Below are 15,360 nucleotides of genomic sequence, written 5' to 3'. Positions count from 1 at the left end.
CGACCCGAGGCGCCTACTTGCGCTTTGGCGGCTTGCCGCCGGCGGGGCGCGGCTTGAAGCCGCCGGGCTTCCTGGAACCACCCGGCTTGTGCGACGGCGGCGCGCTGGTGCCGGTGTCGGTGCCATCCCATTCGTGGATGCGCAACTGCTGCTGCACCACCCAGACCTTCTTCAGGTGCTCGAACACTTCCTTGGGCATGCCGTCGGGCAGGTCGATCAGGCTGTAGTGGTCGCGGATGCTGAGGCGGCCGATGTACTGGCTTTCCAGGCCGGCCTCGTTGGCGATCGCGCCCACGATGTTGCCCGGCTTCACGCCATGCTCGTGACCCACCTCGATGCGGTAGGTGCGCTTGCCTTCCTCGGTGGCGTGCGCGCGCACCGGACGATGGCCGAATTCGCGCGGCGGCGCCTGCTCGCGCCCCGCGTGCTCATGGGCGCCGTGCTCGCGCGGGCGTTCGGCGGGTCTCGACTCGCGCGCCGGCTGGTGGCCGGCAGCGTCGCGTGCATGCGGCGGACGTCGCTCGTTGCTCGTGCGCTCGCGCGGCGCCGCGCGTTCGACCCGCTCGCGCGAGGCCGGTTCGTACTTTTCGCGCTTGGGCGGCGGCGAGAGCAGAAGCGGCTGGTCGCCCTGGGCGATGCGCGCCAGCGCGGCGGCGATCTCGATCGCCGGCACGTTGTGCTCCTGCTCGTACTGCTCGATCAGTTTCTGGAATTCGCCGAGATCGCCCTGCGCCAGCATGTCGGTGATGCGCTGCTTGAACTTGCCGATGCGCACGTCGTTGACCACCTCGACCGACGGCAGCTGCATCTGCTCGATCGGCTGGCGGGTGGCGCGCTCGATCGCGCCCAGCATGCCGCGCTCGCGCGGGCTGACGAACAGGATCGCCTCGCCGCTGCGGCCAGCGCGGCCGGTGCGGCCGATGCGGTGCACGTAGCTTTCGGTGTCGTACGGGATGTCGTAATTGAACACATGGCTGATCCGCTCCACGTCGAGGCCGCGCGCGGCCACGTCGGTGGCGACCAGGATGTCGAGCTTGCCGTCCTTCAACTGCTGGATCACCCGCTCGCGCTGCGGCTGGGCGATGTCGCCGTTGATCGCGGCGGCGGCCAGGCCGCGCGCCTGCAGCTTGCCGGCCAGTTCCTCGGTGGCCTGCTTGGTGCGCGCGAAGATGATCATCGCGTCGAACGGTTCGGCCTCGAGGATGCGGGTCAGTGCATCGAGCTTGTGCATGCCGCTGACGAACCAGTAGCGCTGGTGGATGTTCGCCGCGGTGGTGGTGGAGGACTTGATGGTGACCTCGACCGGCTCCTTCAGATGCCGCTGGGCGATCTTGCGGATCACCGAGGGCATGGTCGCGGAGAACAGTGCGACCTGGCGCTGCGGCGGCGTCGCCTGCAGCACCTTCTCGACGTCGTCGATGAAGCCCATGCGCAGCATCTCGTCGGCTTCGTCGAGCACCAGGTATTTCAGCTCGGACAGGTCCAGCGTGCCCTTGTCCAGGTGATCGATGACGCGGCCGGGCGTGCCGACCACGACGTGTACGCCGCGCTTGAGCGAGTGCAGCTGCGGGCCGTAGCTCTGGCCGCCGTAGATCGGCAGTACCTGCAGCCCGCGCATGTGGGTGGCGTATTTCTGGAACGCTTCGGCCACCTGGATGGCCAATTCGCGCGTGGGCGCCAGCACCAGCGCCTGCGGCTTGCCGGGCTTCAGGTCGATGCGCGAAAGAATCGGCAGCGCGAAGGCGGCGGTCTTGCCGGTGCCGGTCTGCGCCTGGCCGAGCACGTCGCGCCCTTCCATCAGTGGGGGAATGGTTGCGGCCTGGATCGGCGAGGGCGACTCGTAGCCGACATCGGTCAGTGCGCGCAGGACGTCGGGATGCAGCTCAAGCGCGCCAAAGCCGGACGGGACCGGGGCGTTGTCGGAAACGGGGGATGACATGGGGGATACCTCTAAAACAGAAAGTGGTCGGGAAGGCGACGCACAAGGCGTGCATTCTACCAGTGCGGAGCGTTGTTGAAGCTGGTGCCGGCCGACCGCGGGCCCGGAAGCTGCGGCTATGCTTGGTCGACGCCTGAAGGACGATGAACATGTTTGAGACGATTTCCGAACAGCGACTGCACGGCGGTGTACAGGGTTTCTATCGCCACCACTCCGAAGCCTGCGGCGGACCGATGCGCTTCGCGGTCTACCAGCCGCCACAGGCGGCTAGCGGGCCGTGTCCGGTGCTGTACTTCCTCGCCGGGCTGACCTGCACGGAGGAAACCGCCACGATCAAGGCCGGCGCACAACGCCTGGCTGCCGAACTGGGCCTGGTGCTGGTGATGCCCGATACCAGTCCGCGCAACACCGGTTTCGAAGGCGCCACCGGCGACTGGGAGTTCGGCGAAGGCGCGGGTTTCTACCTCGATGCCATCCAGGCGCCCTGGTCGTCCCGCTTCCACATGTACAGCTACGTGGCCCGCGAACTGCCCGAACTGATCGCCACGCGGTTCCCGGTCGAGGCCTCGCGCAGCGGCATTTGCGGGCATTCCATGGGCGGACTCGGTGCGCTGGTCATCGCCTTGCGGCATCCGTCGCAGTACCGCTCGGTGTCGGCCTTCGCCCCGATCGTGGCACCGAGCCAGGTGCCCTGGGGGCACAAGGCGCTGCCGCGTTACCTGGGCGAGGACCGTACCGCCTGGGCGGCTTACGACCCCTGCGAACTGGTACGGCGACAGACTTTTCCCGGCACGATCCTGATTGACCAGGGTGAATCCGATGGCTTCCTCGAAACCCAGCTGAAACCCGAGCTGTTCGACCAGGCCTGTGCCGAAGCCGACCAGCCGCTGCTGTTGCGCCGGCATGCCGGCTACGACCACAGCTACTGGTTCATCACCAGCTTCATCGACGACCACCTGCGCCACCACGCGGTGGCGCTGGGCTTGTCGTAGGGGCTCGCGAGCGGGCCCCTACGGGTTTCAGGCCTTGGCGGCCGGGCGCGAGTTCGAGCGGCGACGCTGGTTGCCGGCGGCATGGTCACCGCGGCTACCCTGCGGCGCGTAGCCATTCGGTCGCGCCGCACCGGCGGGCTTGCCCTGACGCGGCGCGCGCTGCTGCTGACGCTGACCACCGCCACCTTGCTTGGGACGCGGCGCGCCGGCATCCAGGCGCAGCGGTGCGGAGGGCTCGTAACCGGTCACTGCGGTGATCGCGATGTCCTGCTTGAGCAGCTTGCGGATGTCGAACAGCAGGCCGGACTCGTCATGGCTGACCAGCGACAGCGCCAGGCCTTCCATGCCGGCGCGCCCGGTGCGGCCGATGCGATGCACGTAATCCTCGGCCACCGACGGCAGGTCGAAGTTGATCACGATCGGCAACTGCTCGATGTCGATGCCGCGGGCGGCGATGTCGGTGGCGACCATCACCGTGACGCGGCCGCTCTTGAAGTCGCTGAGCGCACGGGTGCGGGCGTTCTGGCTCTTGTTGCCGTGGATCGCGGCGCTGCGCAGGCCGGAGGCGTTGAGGAAGGTCACCAGCTTGTCGGCGCCATGCTTGGTGCGGCTGAACACCAGGGTCTGTCGGCGGCTGTCCTGCGACAGCACGTGCAGCAGCAGGTCGCGCTTGCGCGAGGCGTCGACCGGATGCACCTGGTGGCTGACCAGGGTGGTGACGGTGTTCGGTGCGGAGACCGAGATCTCCTTTGGGTTGTGCATGAACTCCATCGCCAGCGTCTTGATCGCCGGCGCGAAGGTGGCCGAGAACAACAGGGTCTGGCGGCGCTTCGGCACCGATTGCAGGATGCGCTTCAAGGCCGGCAGGAAGCCCATGTCGAGCATGCGATCGGCTTCGTCGAGGATCAGCGTTTCCACCGCGGACAGATCCAGCGTGCGCTGCTGCATGTGGTCGATCAGGCGGCCGGGGGTGGCGATGACGATGTCGACGCCGCGGCGCAGCGCGTTGATCTGCGGACCCATGCCGACGCCGCCAAAAATGGTGGTGGCGCTGATCTGGATGAACTTGCTGTAGTCACGGATGTTCTCGTGGATCTGCGCGGCCAGCTCGCGGGTCGGCGTGAGGATCAGCGCACGCGGGCGCCGGGTCATGGTCTGGCCGCTGGTGGACAGCTTCTGCAGCAGGGGCAGCGCGAACGCCGCGGTCTTGCCGGTGCCGGTCTGGGCGGCAGCAAGCAGGTCGTGACCTTCCAGCACGGACGGGATCGCCGCGGCCTGGATCGGGGTGGGCTGGGTATAGCCGTAATCGGCAAGCGCACGCAACAACGCGGGCGCAAGGCCCAGCGAATCGAAAGACATGTAACACTCCTGAGCAACCCGGAGTGTTCATACCGTGTTGCAGACTAAGGGGAAGGGGCGACGGTGTGTCGCAACGTTCGTGGGGGCGAACGCGGAGCGGAGTATAGCCGATCCGGCAAGACCGTGCGCGCGGACCGTTCGTGAAACTGAACGGCCAGCCGATCAGGCCTGAGGTCGGTGCGCCACGATCAGGTAGCTGTTGAACGGCGTGCGCCCGCGCAAGGGCTCGATGCGCACGTCCAGCCCGAGGTCCTCCAGCGGCGCCCGCAGCTCGCTGGCGCTGGGATAGTGCTGCGGACCGCCGGGAATCCAGCCAGATGCATGCAGGAAGAACTCCTCGATGCGGGTGGCGTGAAACCGCCAGTTCCGTTCGCGCAGCACGTTGCGGATGATCAGTCGACCGGCCGGGGCAAGGTGGCGCGCGGCGGAACGCAGCAGGTCGGGCTGGCGGGAGGCGGGCAGGTAGTGCAACACGTCCAGCACCGTGACGTCGCCCTGCACCGACGGCAGCTCGGCCGCGTCGGCGTGTTGCAGTTCCATGAGGTCTTCCAGTCCGCCGCGCTGGGCGGCGAGCCGGCCGGAGGCGATCTTGCGCGGATCGTGGTCCAGCCCGAAGTAGCGCCGCTTCCGGCCCTGGGTGTTCAGATACTGTCCGAGCAGGCCGATGCCGCAACCGATATCCAGCAGGGGCAGCGAACTTTCGTCCAGCAGCGCCGCGGTGGCGGCGTAGACCGGGTCGCCGGCCAGCTTGCCGCGGACATAGCCGCGCTGGATGACGTTGTCATAACGGCTTGCGATGCGCTGGCGGCTGCGATGATCCATCCGGGTCCCGCGTCTGGAGAGGTCCCTGCAGCCTAAGACATCTGCGGCATGCAGGCCATGCGGGCCTGTTCCACCCGTGGGCACGTCGCCAGGCATACGATGGCGACCAGTCCACGATCCGCTCCTGCCCCGGCGAGGCCACGATGTCACTGCTTGCACCCCTGCGTGAACTCGATTCCACCCAGCGCCATACCGTGCTGGCAAGTTTCCTCGGCTGGACGCTGGATGCCTTCGACTACTTCCTGCTGACCTTCGTGATCGTCACGGTGGCGAAGGAGTTCGAGGTGGCCACGACGCAGGTGATCTATGCGCTGTTCCTGACCCTGGCCGCGCGCCCGCTGGGCGCCTTGCTGTTCGGACGACTGGCCGATCGCTTCGGGCGACGCCCGATCCTGATGCTGGACGTGGTGCTGTTCTCGGTGTTCGAACTGGCCACCGCGTTCGCGACCTCGCTCACCATGTTGCTGGTGCTGCGCTTCCTGTTCGGGGTCGCGATGGGCGGCGAATGGGGCATCGGCGCGTCGCTGGCGATGGAGTCGATCCCGGCGAAGGCGCGCGGAGCCGTCTCCGGCCTGCTGCAGAGCGGTTACCCGTGCGGGTTCTTCCTGGCGGCCCTGGCGAACTGGCTGTTGGTGGATCATATCGGCTGGCGCGGGCTGTTCGTGGTCGGCGCGATTTCGGCCTTGCTGGTGCTGTACATCCGGCGCAAGGTGCCGGAATCGACGGTATGGCAGGCGGGCCAGAGCACCGGTCGTCGCCCCGGCCTGCTCGAATCCATGGAGGGGCACTGGAAGCTGGCGATCTACCTGATGCTGCTGATGATGGCGTTCAACATGTTCAGCCACGGCTCGCAGGATCTTTATCACACCTTCGAGGAATCCAGCCTGCATCTGCCGACCGGTTCGACCGCGGCCTTCGTGCTGGTGGCCCTGCTCAACTTCGGCGCCCTGGTCGGCGGACTCTACTTTGGCGCGCTTTCGGAGCGGATCGGTCGGCGCAAGGCGATGATGATTGCGGCCCTGCTGGCGATCCCGGTGATCCCGCTGTGGATGCATGGCGGTTCGCTGATCCTGCTCGGCCTGGGTGCCTTCCTGATCCAGGTGATGGTGCAGGGCGCCTGGGGCGTGGTGCCTAGCCACCTCAATGAGCTGTCGCCGGCGTTGGTGCGGGGTACCTTGCCCGGTTTCGCCTACCAGATGGGCAACCTGCTGGCGGCAGTCACGGCAACCGCCCAGAACTGGCTGGCGCAGCGGCATGGCGGGGATTTCGCGTTCGCCATGTCGTGGTGGATGGTCGGGGTTGCCCTGCTGCTGGCGCTGCTGCTGTGGCTGGGGCCGGAGGCGCGCGGGGTAGGGCTTGCCGCCGAGCCCTGAGGCCGGTTGCCATCCGTCCGCCGGCGGGCTGCTAGAATCCCCCGTTTGATCCCATCGACGAGACGCGCAATGAAGGCTGGCAAGGACAAGGTCATCGCAATCCACTACACGCTGACCGTGGATGGTGAAAAGGTGGAAAGCTCGCATGACCGTGACGAACAGTTGTGGATACTGCTGGGCCACGGCCAGCTGATCCCGGGCCTGGAAACCGCGCTTGAAGGCCACGAAGCCGGCGACACGCTGTCGGTGGACGTGGCTCCCGCCGATGCCTACGGCGAGCGTCAGGAAGGCCAGATCCAGCGCATGTCGAAGAAATACTTCCCGCAGGCAAACCGCCTCAAGCCGGGCATGGCCACCGTGCTGAGCCTCAAGGAAGGCGGCCAGCGCGCGGTGACCGTGCACAAGGTCGGCATGAGCGCGATCGATGTGGACCTGAATCACCCGATGGCCGGCAAGACCCTGCATTTCGACGTCACGGTTGGCGAAGTGCGCGACGCCACCGAAGAAGAAATCCAGCACGGCCACGCCCACGCGCCGGGCAGTGCGGAGCACTGACCGGCGCGTCAAAAAGCCAAAGTAAAACGGCGCCCATGGGCGCCGTTTTTCGTTCGCCCTCTCCCCTTCCAGGGGAGAGTTGGAGTGGGGTCGTCCCGGTCTACCCGAAACCCCTTCCCCCACACTCAATCCAGCACCCGCCTCCCATAAGCAAAGTGATCGCCCCAGTACGGCCCGTCGATGTCGTCCAGTCGCACCGTGCCGCCGCTGTTCGGTGCATGCACGAAGCGCCCCTTGCCCACGTACACGCCGACATGGCTGATCGCGCCGCCGATGTCGAAGAACACCAGGTCGCCGCTGGCCAGTTGGGTCATCTTGCGCACCTTCTTGCCGTCCGCCGCCATCTCGTGGGAGGTGCGCGGCAGCTTGATGCCGGTGGCAGTGCGGTAGATGTAGTCGACCAGGCCGCTGCAGTCGAAACCGCCCGCCGGGGTGTTGCCACCCCAGCGATACGGCGTGCCGACCAGTCCGATCGCGCGGAACAGGATGTCGTTCGCCTCGACGGCGCTGGCCGCCGAGGGCGCGCGCGGCGGCAGGTCGGCCAATGCGGAGTGCGAGGCCTTGTAGGCAGGTTGCGGCCGGCGTGGATTGCCGGAGCAGGCGGCCAGCGCGGCTATCGCCAACATCGGCAAGGCAAGATGCGCAGCTCGTGAGAGCGTGCGTGAGGTGACATGGCTGGAGGCGGGCTGCGTACTCACAAGACAACCTCGGCAGGGATGTGCCGAGGTTATCAATTCAATAATTCACATGCAAATCAAAAGGATTTTCAGCTTTTTGAATTTTGTTTCTCAGCTTTGCCCTTGCCTGGTCCGTCAGTGAGAGGGTCCAGCATGAATTTCACGGGTACGCGCGCATAGCCTTCGATCGGCTTGCCATCCTTCATCTGCGGGTTGAAACGCCATTGCCTGGCCGCGTTGGTCGCCGCCGCGATGAGGTCGCCGGACACCGTGCTGCTGTACTGCGGATCGTAGGTGATGCTGCCCACCGTGCCGTCGGCATGAACCAGGACCTTGAGCACGACCGTGCCTTGTTCGTGGTTCTTGATCGATGCGGCCGGATACCGCGGTTGCATGTTCACGTTGTGGGCGATGTCCGAGGACGCACTCTGGTCGGATGCCGGAGTGGACTGGGCCTGCGCGACCAGCGTGCTGCCGGCCATCAGCGCCGCCAATCCGAAGTAGCCGATGCAACGGCGCAGTGCACCGGGACGATGACGCTGGATCATGATGAGTCGCTCCTTCAGTTGTGGCTCGGCGAGCCAGGGGATCAAGGCCGGCACGGAGGAGTTGCCGACACTGTGCATGAGGACATTGGCGTAGCCGGATTCGTCCTGCGGCGCCAGGCGCAGCACGCGTGCATCGCATGCCAGTTCCTGGTCGAGCCGGAACCGCGGCAAGGCAAGCCAGGCCAGCGGGTGGAACCACAGCATGGCCGAGGCGATTTCGGCGAGCAGGTTCCACAGCACATCGCCGCGACGCAGGTGGGCCAGTTCATGGCGCAGGATCAGTTGCCGTTCGGCGGCGCTGAAGCGCTGCATGAAATCCGCAGGCAGCAGCAGCAACGTGCGCCTTGTCGATGGCAGCAGGGCCGGGCCGGCCGGGTGCAGTCGCAGGCGAGAAGCATCGAGCGTATTCATGTCCTGCCGCAACGCCGTGAGCATGGATTCGGGCAGGCGACGGCTTTGTCGATGCAGGCGAATGACCTGCACGAGAAGCCGCAGCAGGCACACCGCGGTGCCGGCCAGCCATGCCGGGTACAGCCATGGGGCGATGGATCGCGGCTGGAACGGCGCAGCCAGACCGGTGGCTTGGTCGGGAAGCACCTGCAAGGCCGGCAGCGTGATCCAGGGGATCGGTGCCGCGGGCAGCCAGGGAAGACCGGCCAGCAATGGAGGCAGCAGCCATAGCAGGAACGCAGGGTCGGCACCGAATGCCCGGCGCAATGGGCGGCGCGCCAGCAAAACGAAAACCATGCCGATGGTCGTCAGGAGCAGGGAGCGTAGTACGGTCGCATCCATGTCAGTGCTCCTTCTTCTCGATCGCATCGAGCAGCTTGCGCAACTCGGCGATGTCTTTCGCGCCCAGTTTTTCGTGCGCGCTGAAATGCACGAGCAGCGGTGAAAGCCGGCCACCAAACACCCGGTCGAGCAGGCTGCGGCTTTCCTGCGATTGCCATTGCTCACGCGTCAACGCGGGCGAATACAGATAGCGCCGGCCGTCCTTTTGCGCGCTTGCCGCACCCTTGCCCAGCAAGCGGTTGAGCAGGGTGCGGATGGTCTTCTCGTGCCAGTCGCTGTCCTGCTGCAGTGCGGCCACGATGTCTTCGGAGCTTTGCGGCGCCTTGCGCCACAACACTTCCATCACCCGGCTTTCGGCTTCGCTGATCGGCGGGAGGGGTCGGGTCATGGCGCGTCCTGTGGATTACATTTGTAGTTCACAAAAGACTACATATGTAATCCGAGCAGCGCAAGTGGTTCCCATGGGCCTCTTCGGACCGAAAACCCGCGACCACTCAGTGCCTTTCCACGGTGATGGTCTGTGTGGTCAAGGTCTGTCCGTTGAGGCCCCAGGCGCGTAGCCGATAGCGACCCGGGCGCAGGTACAGCTTCGACACGACATCGCCTTGCATGAAGGCGTAGCGATCGGCGGCGACCGCCGTGTCCGGTTCGTCGAAGACGTGGGCGTCGATCACGCAGGGGAACGTCACCTTGCACAGCGACGAGCGGATGGGGTAAGGCGCCCGATCGCTTTCCTGGGCCAGCCAGTCGGGGCGCAGTCTGACGATCGGGTCCGGCAGCATGAGGTGGTCGCGATCGGAACTGTGCACATTCGAGGTCGGCCGATGGAGGCCTCTTTCGCCAAAGCGGTGGGTGCCAGCGGGCAACAGCACGTTCATGTCGTATGCGTCCGGGTTGTCACTCCAGGGTTTGCCGGTTGTGCGGCTGATCAGCACGATGGGCCCTGAAGAGGGAAAGGCCCTGACCAGTTGCCGATATGCATCATCCTCGGAAGGGATCTGCTCGCGGAACCGGGTCTGATCGATGGACAGTGGCTCGATGCCACTCAATTGCTGCAGACGGGCCGCCATCGGTTGGGTATTGCCAAGACGGCCCCTTGCCTTGTCGATATGCGCATAGCCTGCATGAACCAGGACTTTTGCATGCGGGTCCCTGGCGAACGTCCTTCGGTACAGATTGTCGGCCTGCCTGGACTCCCGATCGGTCTGCGAGCTGGCATCCACGTCATAGGGGACCAGGGTGTAGCCCAGGCGAATCGCCGTCCGGACGATTTCGCCGTAAGTCGGCTCATGCAGGTATTGCGTTCCGCTGTCCTCAATGGCGTAGCCGCGCTGCATCAGCTGCGTATCCTTGTCCGACAGGGCCTCGATGGCCAGGTAGTCGAAGCCGAGCGCGCGCAGGCGCGGCAGCAGGGCCAGAGTCAGCAACCGGGTGTGGGCGTCGTGATGTGCCTCGTTCACCATCACCAGGCGGCGATCCCTGGCCATGCTGGTGATGGCATCCACGGCATCTGTGGAAGTCCAGTCGGTCGGCGTCGGCAAGCTGGCATCCGCCGGAATGTGGCTCTTCAACGGAAAGTCGAACAGGGCCTCGTTGTAAAGACCCAGCTCGTTCTCGACCGACGCAAACATCTGCAGTCCCAGCTGTTGGTCCGCCTTCGGGAGTTTCGGTGTTTCTTTCAGCAGGTACATGTAGCGCGCCAGGTCGTTGGGCTGTTGCTGGGTCTCGCGGAACATCGTGCTGGCAGCCGGGCTGAAATTCTGCGCGGAGGAAGGCGCAGCCAGTGACATGGCAGTGCAAAACGTCACCGACGCGATACGGGAAGACATCCGGTTCGGCATGGCGGAACCCTCGGGGATGACCCGTTGCCAGCGTGCTCCCGAAGCCGTCGCCAGACAAGTACCCGACAGGCCCGAACGGCATCATGCCTCGATAGGGTGCAGGGTCTTTTTCCGTCCCTGGATGAAGCCCTTCCGGAAGGCTTGGGTACAATGTCCGGATGACGACCTTCAATCTGCAGCGCGGCCGCGTGCCGCTGTTGATCAGCCTGCCGCACGACGGCGCCTTCATTCCCGCCGGACTCGCGGCGCGCATGTATCCTGCCGCGCGGCGATCGCCGGATACGGACTGGCATGTGGGACGACTGTACGAACCGCTGGCGCAGGCGCTGGGCGCCAGCGTGCTGAAACCGCAGGCATCCCGTTACGTGGTTGACCTGAATCGTCCCGCCGATGGCCATGCCCTGTACCCGGGGCAGCGCGAGACCGGGCTGGTGTCGACCATCGGCTTCGATGGCGAGGCTCTCTATCGCGACGGGCTGGAACCGGATCAGGAAGAAGTCCGGCGCAGGATCGACGAATACTGGCTCCCCTATCACGACGCCCTGGCACAGGAACTGGCCCGGTTGCGTACCGAGCATGGTCGGGTGGTGCTGTGGGAAGGGCATTCCATCCGCAGCCAGGTGCCCATGCTGTTCGAGGGGCGCTTGCCGGATTTCAACCTCGGCACGGCGAGCGGGACCAGTTGCACGCCGGCCCTGCAAGAACGCCTGCAGTCCTGCCTGGCGTCGCAGTCACGCTTCAGCTTTGCGGTCAACGGACGCTTCAAGGGCGGCTACATCACCCGCCATTACGGCGCGCCGGAGACGGGCGTGCAGGCGGTGCAACTGGAACTGGCCCAGCTCAACTACATGGACGAAGAGAGCTTTGCCTACGACGAGGCCAGGGCATCGTCGGTGCAGGAACTGATCGGGCTGTTGCTGCAGGCCTGTCTGGCCTGAGGGAGCGCTTGCGCCCGGACACGCGCTGCGGATCAGTGCGGCTCGGCGGGAAGGGCGGCCACGCACTTCAGCTCGATCGCGATCGGCGTCGGCAGGGCCACGATGCCCACTGTGGTGCGGCAGGCATCCACGCCGGCGAAGCACTCCGCATACAGCCGGTTGTAGGTCGCGAAATCGCGCTGCATGTCGGTGAGGAAGACGGTCACGTCGACCAGGTCGGCCCAGGCCGCGCCGCTGGCTTCCAGCACGGCTCGCACATTGGCGAATACCTGGCGGCATTGCGCCTCGATGTCGTAGTCGACCAGCCGGCCGTCGGCGTCGAGCACGTTGCCGGGAATCGCGTTGCTGCCGGGCTGGCGAGGGCCCACGCCGGACAGGAACAGCAAGTTGCCGACCCGCCGCGCGTGCGGATACGCGCCCACCGGCGCCGGCGCTGCGTCGGTGCGGATGCCCGCGCCGCTCATGCCGCGCCCTCCCAGCGGCGGGTCAATTGGGTGACCGCCTCGTGATAGGCGTCGGGCAATTGCTCGCGGCCACGCACGTCGAGACCGAGATCGTGGATATGGCCGTTGTCCAGGCCGTAGATCCACGCATGTACGGCCAGCTGCTGGCCGCGCTCCCAAGCTTCGCGGACCACCGTGGTATGGCATACGTTGAGTGCCTGCTCCAGCGCGTTCAGCTCGCACAGGTGGGCATGGCGCATCGCGAATGACTGGGCCGGGTCGAGCTTGTCGGCGTGTTTCATGGCGATGTCGGTGATGTGCCGCAACCAGTTGTCGATCAGGCCCAGCCGGCTTTCCTTCAGCACCGCGCCCACGCCGCCGCAACCGTAGTGGCCCACCACCAGGATGTGTTTCACCTGCAGGACATCGACCGCGAACTGGATGGTGCTGAGCGCGTTGAGGTCGGTGTGCACCACCACGTTGGCGACATTGCGGTGCACGAAGATCTCGCCTGGCGGCAAGTCGACGATCTGGGTTGCCGGCACGCGCGAATCCGAGCAGCCGATCCACAGGTAGCGCGGCGCCTGCTGCTGCGACAACTGTTCGAAAAAGGTCGGGTCCTGCGCGGTGACCTGATCGGCCCAGCGTCGGTTGTTGGCAAGCAGATCTTTCAATGAATTCATCGGGACTCCATGGGTTGGGCCGAAGCGTCCTGGCGAGATACGGGAGGCGCGCCATAGGCGATGCAGATGTTTTTCGGCTCGGTGAAGAAGTGCAGCGCCTCGCTGCCACCCTCGCGACCGACTCCGGATTGCTTGACGCCGCCGAACGGCGTGCGCAGGTCGCGCAACAGCCAGCAGTTGATCCAGACGATGCCGAATTCGAGCTGGCCGGCCATGCGATGCGCGCGCGACAGGTCCTGCGTCCACAGCGAGGCGGCCAGGCCGTAGCGGCTGTCGTTGGCGATCGCCAGCGCCTCGGCTTCATCCTCGAAGGGAATCAGGCACACCACCGGGCCGAAGATTTCCTGCTGGTTGGTCTGCGCCGCCGAAGGCAGGCCTTCGATCACCGTCGGGGCGATGAACCAGCCATCGGCGCAGCGCCCGGGCAGGGTGAGCGCGCTGCCGCCGCAAAGGACCTGGCCGCCTTCGTGGCGGGCCTGTTCGATGCAGCCCAGCACCTTGTCGTAGTGCGCTTGCGAAACCATCGCGCCGAGGTCGCTGTCGGCCGCATCCGGATCGCCCACGCGCAACGCCTGCACCCTGGCCAGATAGCGCTGGCGGAAAACGTCGTAGATCGATTTCTGCACCAGCAGGCGTGAGCCGCACAGGCAGATCTCGCCCTGGTTGGCGAAACCCGAGCGCACGATGGTGTCGAGGTTCGCGTCGGAAAGGTCGGCGTCGGCGAACACGATCGCCGGGTTCTTGCCGCCCATTTCCAGCGACAGCTTCTTGAAGTGGGCAGCGGCGACGCCGGCGATCCGTGCGCCGGTGACCGTGCTGCCGGTGAAGGAGACGGCCTTGACCGCGGGATGTTCGACGATCGCCTGGCCCACGCCCGGGCCGCTGCCATGCACGATGTTCAGCACGCCTGCCGGAAAACCGGCTTCGATGCTCAGTTCACCCAGCAGGGCGGCGGTGCACGGCGTGACTTCCGACGGCTTGGCCACCACCGTATTGCCCGCGGCCAGCGCCGGTGCGATCTTCCAGGTGAACAGGTACAGCGGCAGGTTCCACGGGCTGATGCAGCCGACCACGCCCAGCGGCTGGCGCAAGGTGTAGTTGATCGCGCCGCTGCCGGGCGCGCCGGTTTCCATCGCGTGCGATTCGCTGCCCCAGCCGATGATCGCCGCGGCAAAGTAGCGGAGGTTGCTGACCGCCCGGGGAATGTCGAGTCGGCGCGCCAGACTCAGCGGCTTGCCGTTGTCGCGTGATTCCAGCGCGGCGAATTCTTCCAGGCGCGCCTCGATCAGGTCGGCCAGTCGCTGCAGGTGATGCGCGCGCTGATCGATCGGCGTGTTCGCCCATGCGGGCGCCGCGCGGCCGGCCGCTTCCACCGCGGCGGCGACGTCGCTGGCGTCCGAATCGGGACATTGCATGAAGACCGCGCCGGTGGCGGGTTCGTGCACTTCGAGCCAGGTATCGCGGAGTGGCGCCCGCAGGCGACCGTCGATCAGATTGGCTAGGCGCGGTATGGACATCCGCGCAAGTCTAGAACCAGCCGGCGGTGATTGCACCGGACGCTGGCGTATGCACGGCGTCCCCGGGCGACCTGGCGGATCAGCTCAATGCGCGGGTGCGACCGCCGTCCACGGCAATGCTGACGCCGTTGACGTAGGCGGCAGCCGGGGTGCACAGGAAGGCGATCACCGCCGCCACCTCGCTGGCCTCGCCGAAGCGCCTGGCCGGAATGGTGGCGATCAGGCCTTGGGAAATTTCGTCTTCGCTCTGGCCACTGGCCGCGGCTTTGGCGCCCAGCAGGCTGTCCAGGCGATCGGTGCGGGTGTAGCCAGGCAGCACGTTGTTGACGGTGATGCCATCGGCCGCCAGTTCGCCGGACAGGGTCTTGGCCCAGCCCGCCACCGCGGCACGCACGGTATTGGATACGCCCAGTCCCGCGATCGGTTCCTTCACCGAGGTGGAGATCACGTTGACGATGCGGCCGTAGCCGCTGCTGCGCATGCCGGGCAGCACCGCCTGCAGCAAGGTCTGGCCGGCCAGCAGGTGCTGGCGGAACGCGGTCTCGAAAGCCGCGGTGGTTGCGCTGCCGGCAGCTCCGCCCGGTGGTCCGCCGCTGTTGTTGATCAGGATGTGCACGGCTGACGTGGTGGCAACTTCCGCGGCGGTGGCCTGCAACGCGGCGGTATTCAGCATGTCCACGCTGCGCCATTGATGCCGCTGCCCGGCGTGATTGCGCGGCAGTTGTCCGGCGAGCTGTTCCAGCCTGTCCGCCGAGCGCGCCAGCAAGGTGACGCTGGCGCCCAGGCCAGCCAGCTCGATGGCGCTGGCGCGGCCGATTCCTTGCGAGGCGCCGCAGACCAGCGCGTGGCGTCCACCCAGATCCAGTTGCATGGTCATTCTC

At 66.3% G+C, this 15,360-nt stretch carries 15 protein-coding genes; 4 read left to right on the top strand and 11 right to left on the bottom strand.

All coding sequences use genetic code 11. The features are described from left to right. Window positions 1–13 precede the first annotated feature (13 nt). Window positions 14–1,939 (bottom strand): DEAD/DEAH box helicase, encoded by a 1,926-nt coding sequence (locus ASD82_RS07630; protein WP_056717236.1) that lies wholly within the window; start codon window positions 1,937–1,939, stop codon window positions 14–16. A gap of 143 nt (window positions 1,940–2,082) precedes the next feature. On the opposite strand from ASD82_RS07630, the gene fghA reads away from it, so the two are divergent. Beyond that, window positions 2,083–2,931 carry an S-formylglutathione hydrolase gene (fghA, locus tag ASD82_RS07625; RefSeq protein WP_056717235.1) on the top strand — a complete coding sequence of 283 codons (849 nt, stop codon included), beginning with the start codon at window positions 2,083–2,085 and terminating at the stop codon, window positions 2,929–2,931. A 27-nt stretch (window positions 2,932–2,958) separates the two neighbouring features. Here fghA and ASD82_RS07620 read toward each other — a convergent pair whose 3' ends face one another. Both ASD82_RS07620 and ASD82_RS07615 read right to left on the bottom strand, forming a co-directional pair. After that, window positions 2,959–4,290 (bottom strand): DEAD/DEAH box helicase, encoded by a 1,332-nt coding sequence (locus ASD82_RS07620; RefSeq protein WP_056717234.1) that lies wholly within the window; start codon window positions 4,288–4,290, stop codon window positions 2,959–2,961. A 162-nt stretch (window positions 4,291–4,452) separates the two neighbouring features. Beyond that, window positions 4,453–5,112 (bottom strand): class I SAM-dependent methyltransferase, encoded by a 660-nt coding sequence (locus tag ASD82_RS07615; RefSeq protein WP_056717233.1) that lies wholly within the window; start codon window positions 5,110–5,112, stop codon window positions 4,453–4,455. Between the two features lie 143 nt (window positions 5,113–5,255). Between ASD82_RS07615 and ASD82_RS07610 the strand changes: the two genes are divergently transcribed. Both ASD82_RS07610 and ASD82_RS07605 read left to right on the top strand, forming a co-directional pair. Continuing rightward, window positions 5,256–6,485: an MFS transporter gene (locus ASD82_RS07610; RefSeq protein ID WP_056717232.1), complete on the top strand. Its 1,230-nt coding sequence runs from the start codon at window positions 5,256–5,258 to the stop codon at window positions 6,483–6,485. 69 nt (window positions 6,486–6,554) lie between these two features. After that, complete coding sequence (locus ASD82_RS07605; protein WP_056717231.1) at window positions 6,555–7,040, top strand: peptidylprolyl isomerase; 486 nt, start codon at window positions 6,555–6,557, stop codon at window positions 7,038–7,040. Window positions 7,041–7,165: 125 nt separating this feature from the next. On the opposite strand, the gene ASD82_RS07600 is transcribed toward ASD82_RS07605, so the two are convergent. The 4 genes from ASD82_RS07600 to ASD82_RS07585 all read right to left on the bottom strand — a co-directional run bounded on the left by ASD82_RS07600 (window position 7,166) and on the right by ASD82_RS07585 (window position 10,898). Beyond that, on the bottom strand, window positions 7,166–7,666 hold the full coding sequence (locus tag ASD82_RS07600; RefSeq protein ID WP_056717230.1) for a C40 family peptidase: 501 nt from the start codon (window positions 7,664–7,666) through the stop codon (window positions 7,166–7,168). Between the two features lie 140 nt (window positions 7,667–7,806). Beyond that, the gene (locus ASD82_RS07595; RefSeq protein WP_235580662.1) at window positions 7,807–9,171 is read right to left on the bottom strand and encodes a M56 family metallopeptidase; all 1,365 of its coding nucleotides are present in this window, start codon (window positions 9,169–9,171) and stop codon (window positions 7,807–7,809) included. Continuing rightward, complete coding sequence (locus ASD82_RS07590) at window positions 9,059–9,445, bottom strand: BlaI/MecI/CopY family transcriptional regulator (protein WP_056717228.1); 387 nt, start codon at window positions 9,443–9,445, stop codon at window positions 9,059–9,061. Before ASD82_RS07590 ends, ASD82_RS07595 begins: the two co-directional genes overlap by 113 nt. Before the next feature lie 106 nt (window positions 9,446–9,551). Beyond that, the gene (locus tag ASD82_RS07585; RefSeq protein WP_082585277.1) at window positions 9,552–10,898 is read right to left on the bottom strand and encodes a hypothetical protein; all 1,347 of its coding nucleotides are present in this window, start codon (window positions 10,896–10,898) and stop codon (window positions 9,552–9,554) included. Window positions 10,899–11,056: 158 nt separating this feature from the next. Between ASD82_RS07585 and hutG the strand changes: the two genes are divergently transcribed. After that, a complete protein-coding gene (gene hutG / locus ASD82_RS07580) occupies window positions 11,057–11,836 on the top strand; it encodes an N-formylglutamate deformylase (protein ID WP_056717227.1) in 780 nt (259 codons plus the stop codon). A gap of 32 nt (window positions 11,837–11,868) precedes the next feature. Here hutG and ASD82_RS07575 read toward each other — a convergent pair whose 3' ends face one another. The 4 genes from ASD82_RS07575 to ASD82_RS07560 form a co-directional block, all read right to left on the bottom strand. Further along, a complete protein-coding gene (locus ASD82_RS07575) occupies window positions 11,869–12,300 on the bottom strand; it encodes a Rid family hydrolase (RefSeq protein ID WP_056717226.1) in 432 nt (143 codons plus the stop codon). Beyond that, entirely contained in the window at window positions 12,297–12,962 is a 666-nt protein-coding gene (gene can, locus ASD82_RS07570; protein ID WP_056717225.1) for a carbonate dehydratase, read from the bottom strand. The genes ASD82_RS07575 and can overlap by 4 nt, the downstream gene beginning before the upstream one ends. Continuing rightward, window positions 12,959–14,479, bottom strand: a complete 1,521-nt coding sequence (locus tag ASD82_RS07565) for an aldehyde dehydrogenase (protein WP_200950248.1) — start codon at window positions 14,477–14,479, stop codon at window positions 12,959–12,961. Before ASD82_RS07565 ends, can begins: the two co-directional genes overlap by 4 nt. Before the next feature lie 79 nt (window positions 14,480–14,558). Further along, complete coding sequence (locus ASD82_RS07560; RefSeq protein WP_056717240.1) at window positions 14,559–15,350, bottom strand: SDR family NAD(P)-dependent oxidoreductase; 792 nt, start codon at window positions 15,348–15,350, stop codon at window positions 14,559–14,561. Window positions 15,351–15,360 lie beyond the last annotated feature (10 nt).

The organism is Rhodanobacter sp. Root179 (genome assembly GCF_001428465.1).
In the GTDB taxonomy this organism is placed as follows: Bacteria; Pseudomonadota; Gammaproteobacteria; order Xanthomonadales; family Rhodanobacteraceae; genus Rhodanobacter.
Note: the sequence above shows the minus strand (reverse complement) of the source record. Positions and strands in the feature narration are given on the sequence as shown.

Coding starts and splice junctions, on each gene's coding strand:
- ASD82_RS07560 (WP_056717240.1), bottom strand. CDS start 15,350: ATGCAACTGGATCTGGGTGGACGCCACGCGCTGGTCTGCGGCGCCTCG.
- ASD82_RS07610 (WP_056717232.1), top strand. CDS start 5,256: ATGTCACTGCTTGCACCCCTGCGTGAACTCGATTCCACCCAGCGCCAT.
- ASD82_RS07600 (WP_056717230.1), bottom strand. CDS start 7,666: ATGTTGGCGATAGCCGCGCTGGCCGCCTGCTCCGGCAATCCACGCCGG.
- ASD82_RS07575 (WP_056717226.1), bottom strand. CDS start 12,300: ATGAGCGGCGCGGGCATCCGCACCGACGCAGCGCCGGCGCCGGTGGGC.
- ASD82_RS07565 (WP_200950248.1), bottom strand. CDS start 14,479: ATGTCCATACCGCGCCTAGCCAATCTGATCGACGGTCGCCTGCGGGCG.
- ASD82_RS07605 (WP_056717231.1), top strand. CDS start 6,555: ATGAAGGCTGGCAAGGACAAGGTCATCGCAATCCACTACACGCTGACC.
- ASD82_RS07585 (WP_082585277.1), bottom strand. CDS start 10,898: ATGCCGAACCGGATGTCTTCCCGTATCGCGTCGGTGACGTTTTGCACT.
- fghA (WP_056717235.1), top strand. CDS start 2,083: ATGAACATGTTTGAGACGATTTCCGAACAGCGACTGCACGGCGGTGTA.
- can (WP_056717225.1), bottom strand. CDS start 12,962: ATGAATTCATTGAAAGATCTGCTTGCCAACAACCGACGCTGGGCCGAT.
- ASD82_RS07615 (WP_056717233.1), bottom strand. CDS start 5,112: ATGGATCATCGCAGCCGCCAGCGCATCGCAAGCCGTTATGACAACGTC.
- ASD82_RS07630 (WP_056717236.1), bottom strand. CDS start 1,939: ATGTCATCCCCCGTTTCCGACAACGCCCCGGTCCCGTCCGGCTTTGGC.
- ASD82_RS07620 (WP_056717234.1), bottom strand. CDS start 4,290: ATGTCTTTCGATTCGCTGGGCCTTGCGCCCGCGTTGTTGCGTGCGCTT.
- ASD82_RS07590 (WP_056717228.1), bottom strand. CDS start 9,445: ATGACCCGACCCCTCCCGCCGATCAGCGAAGCCGAAAGCCGGGTGATG.
- hutG (WP_056717227.1), top strand. CDS start 11,057: ATGACGACCTTCAATCTGCAGCGCGGCCGCGTGCCGCTGTTGATCAGC.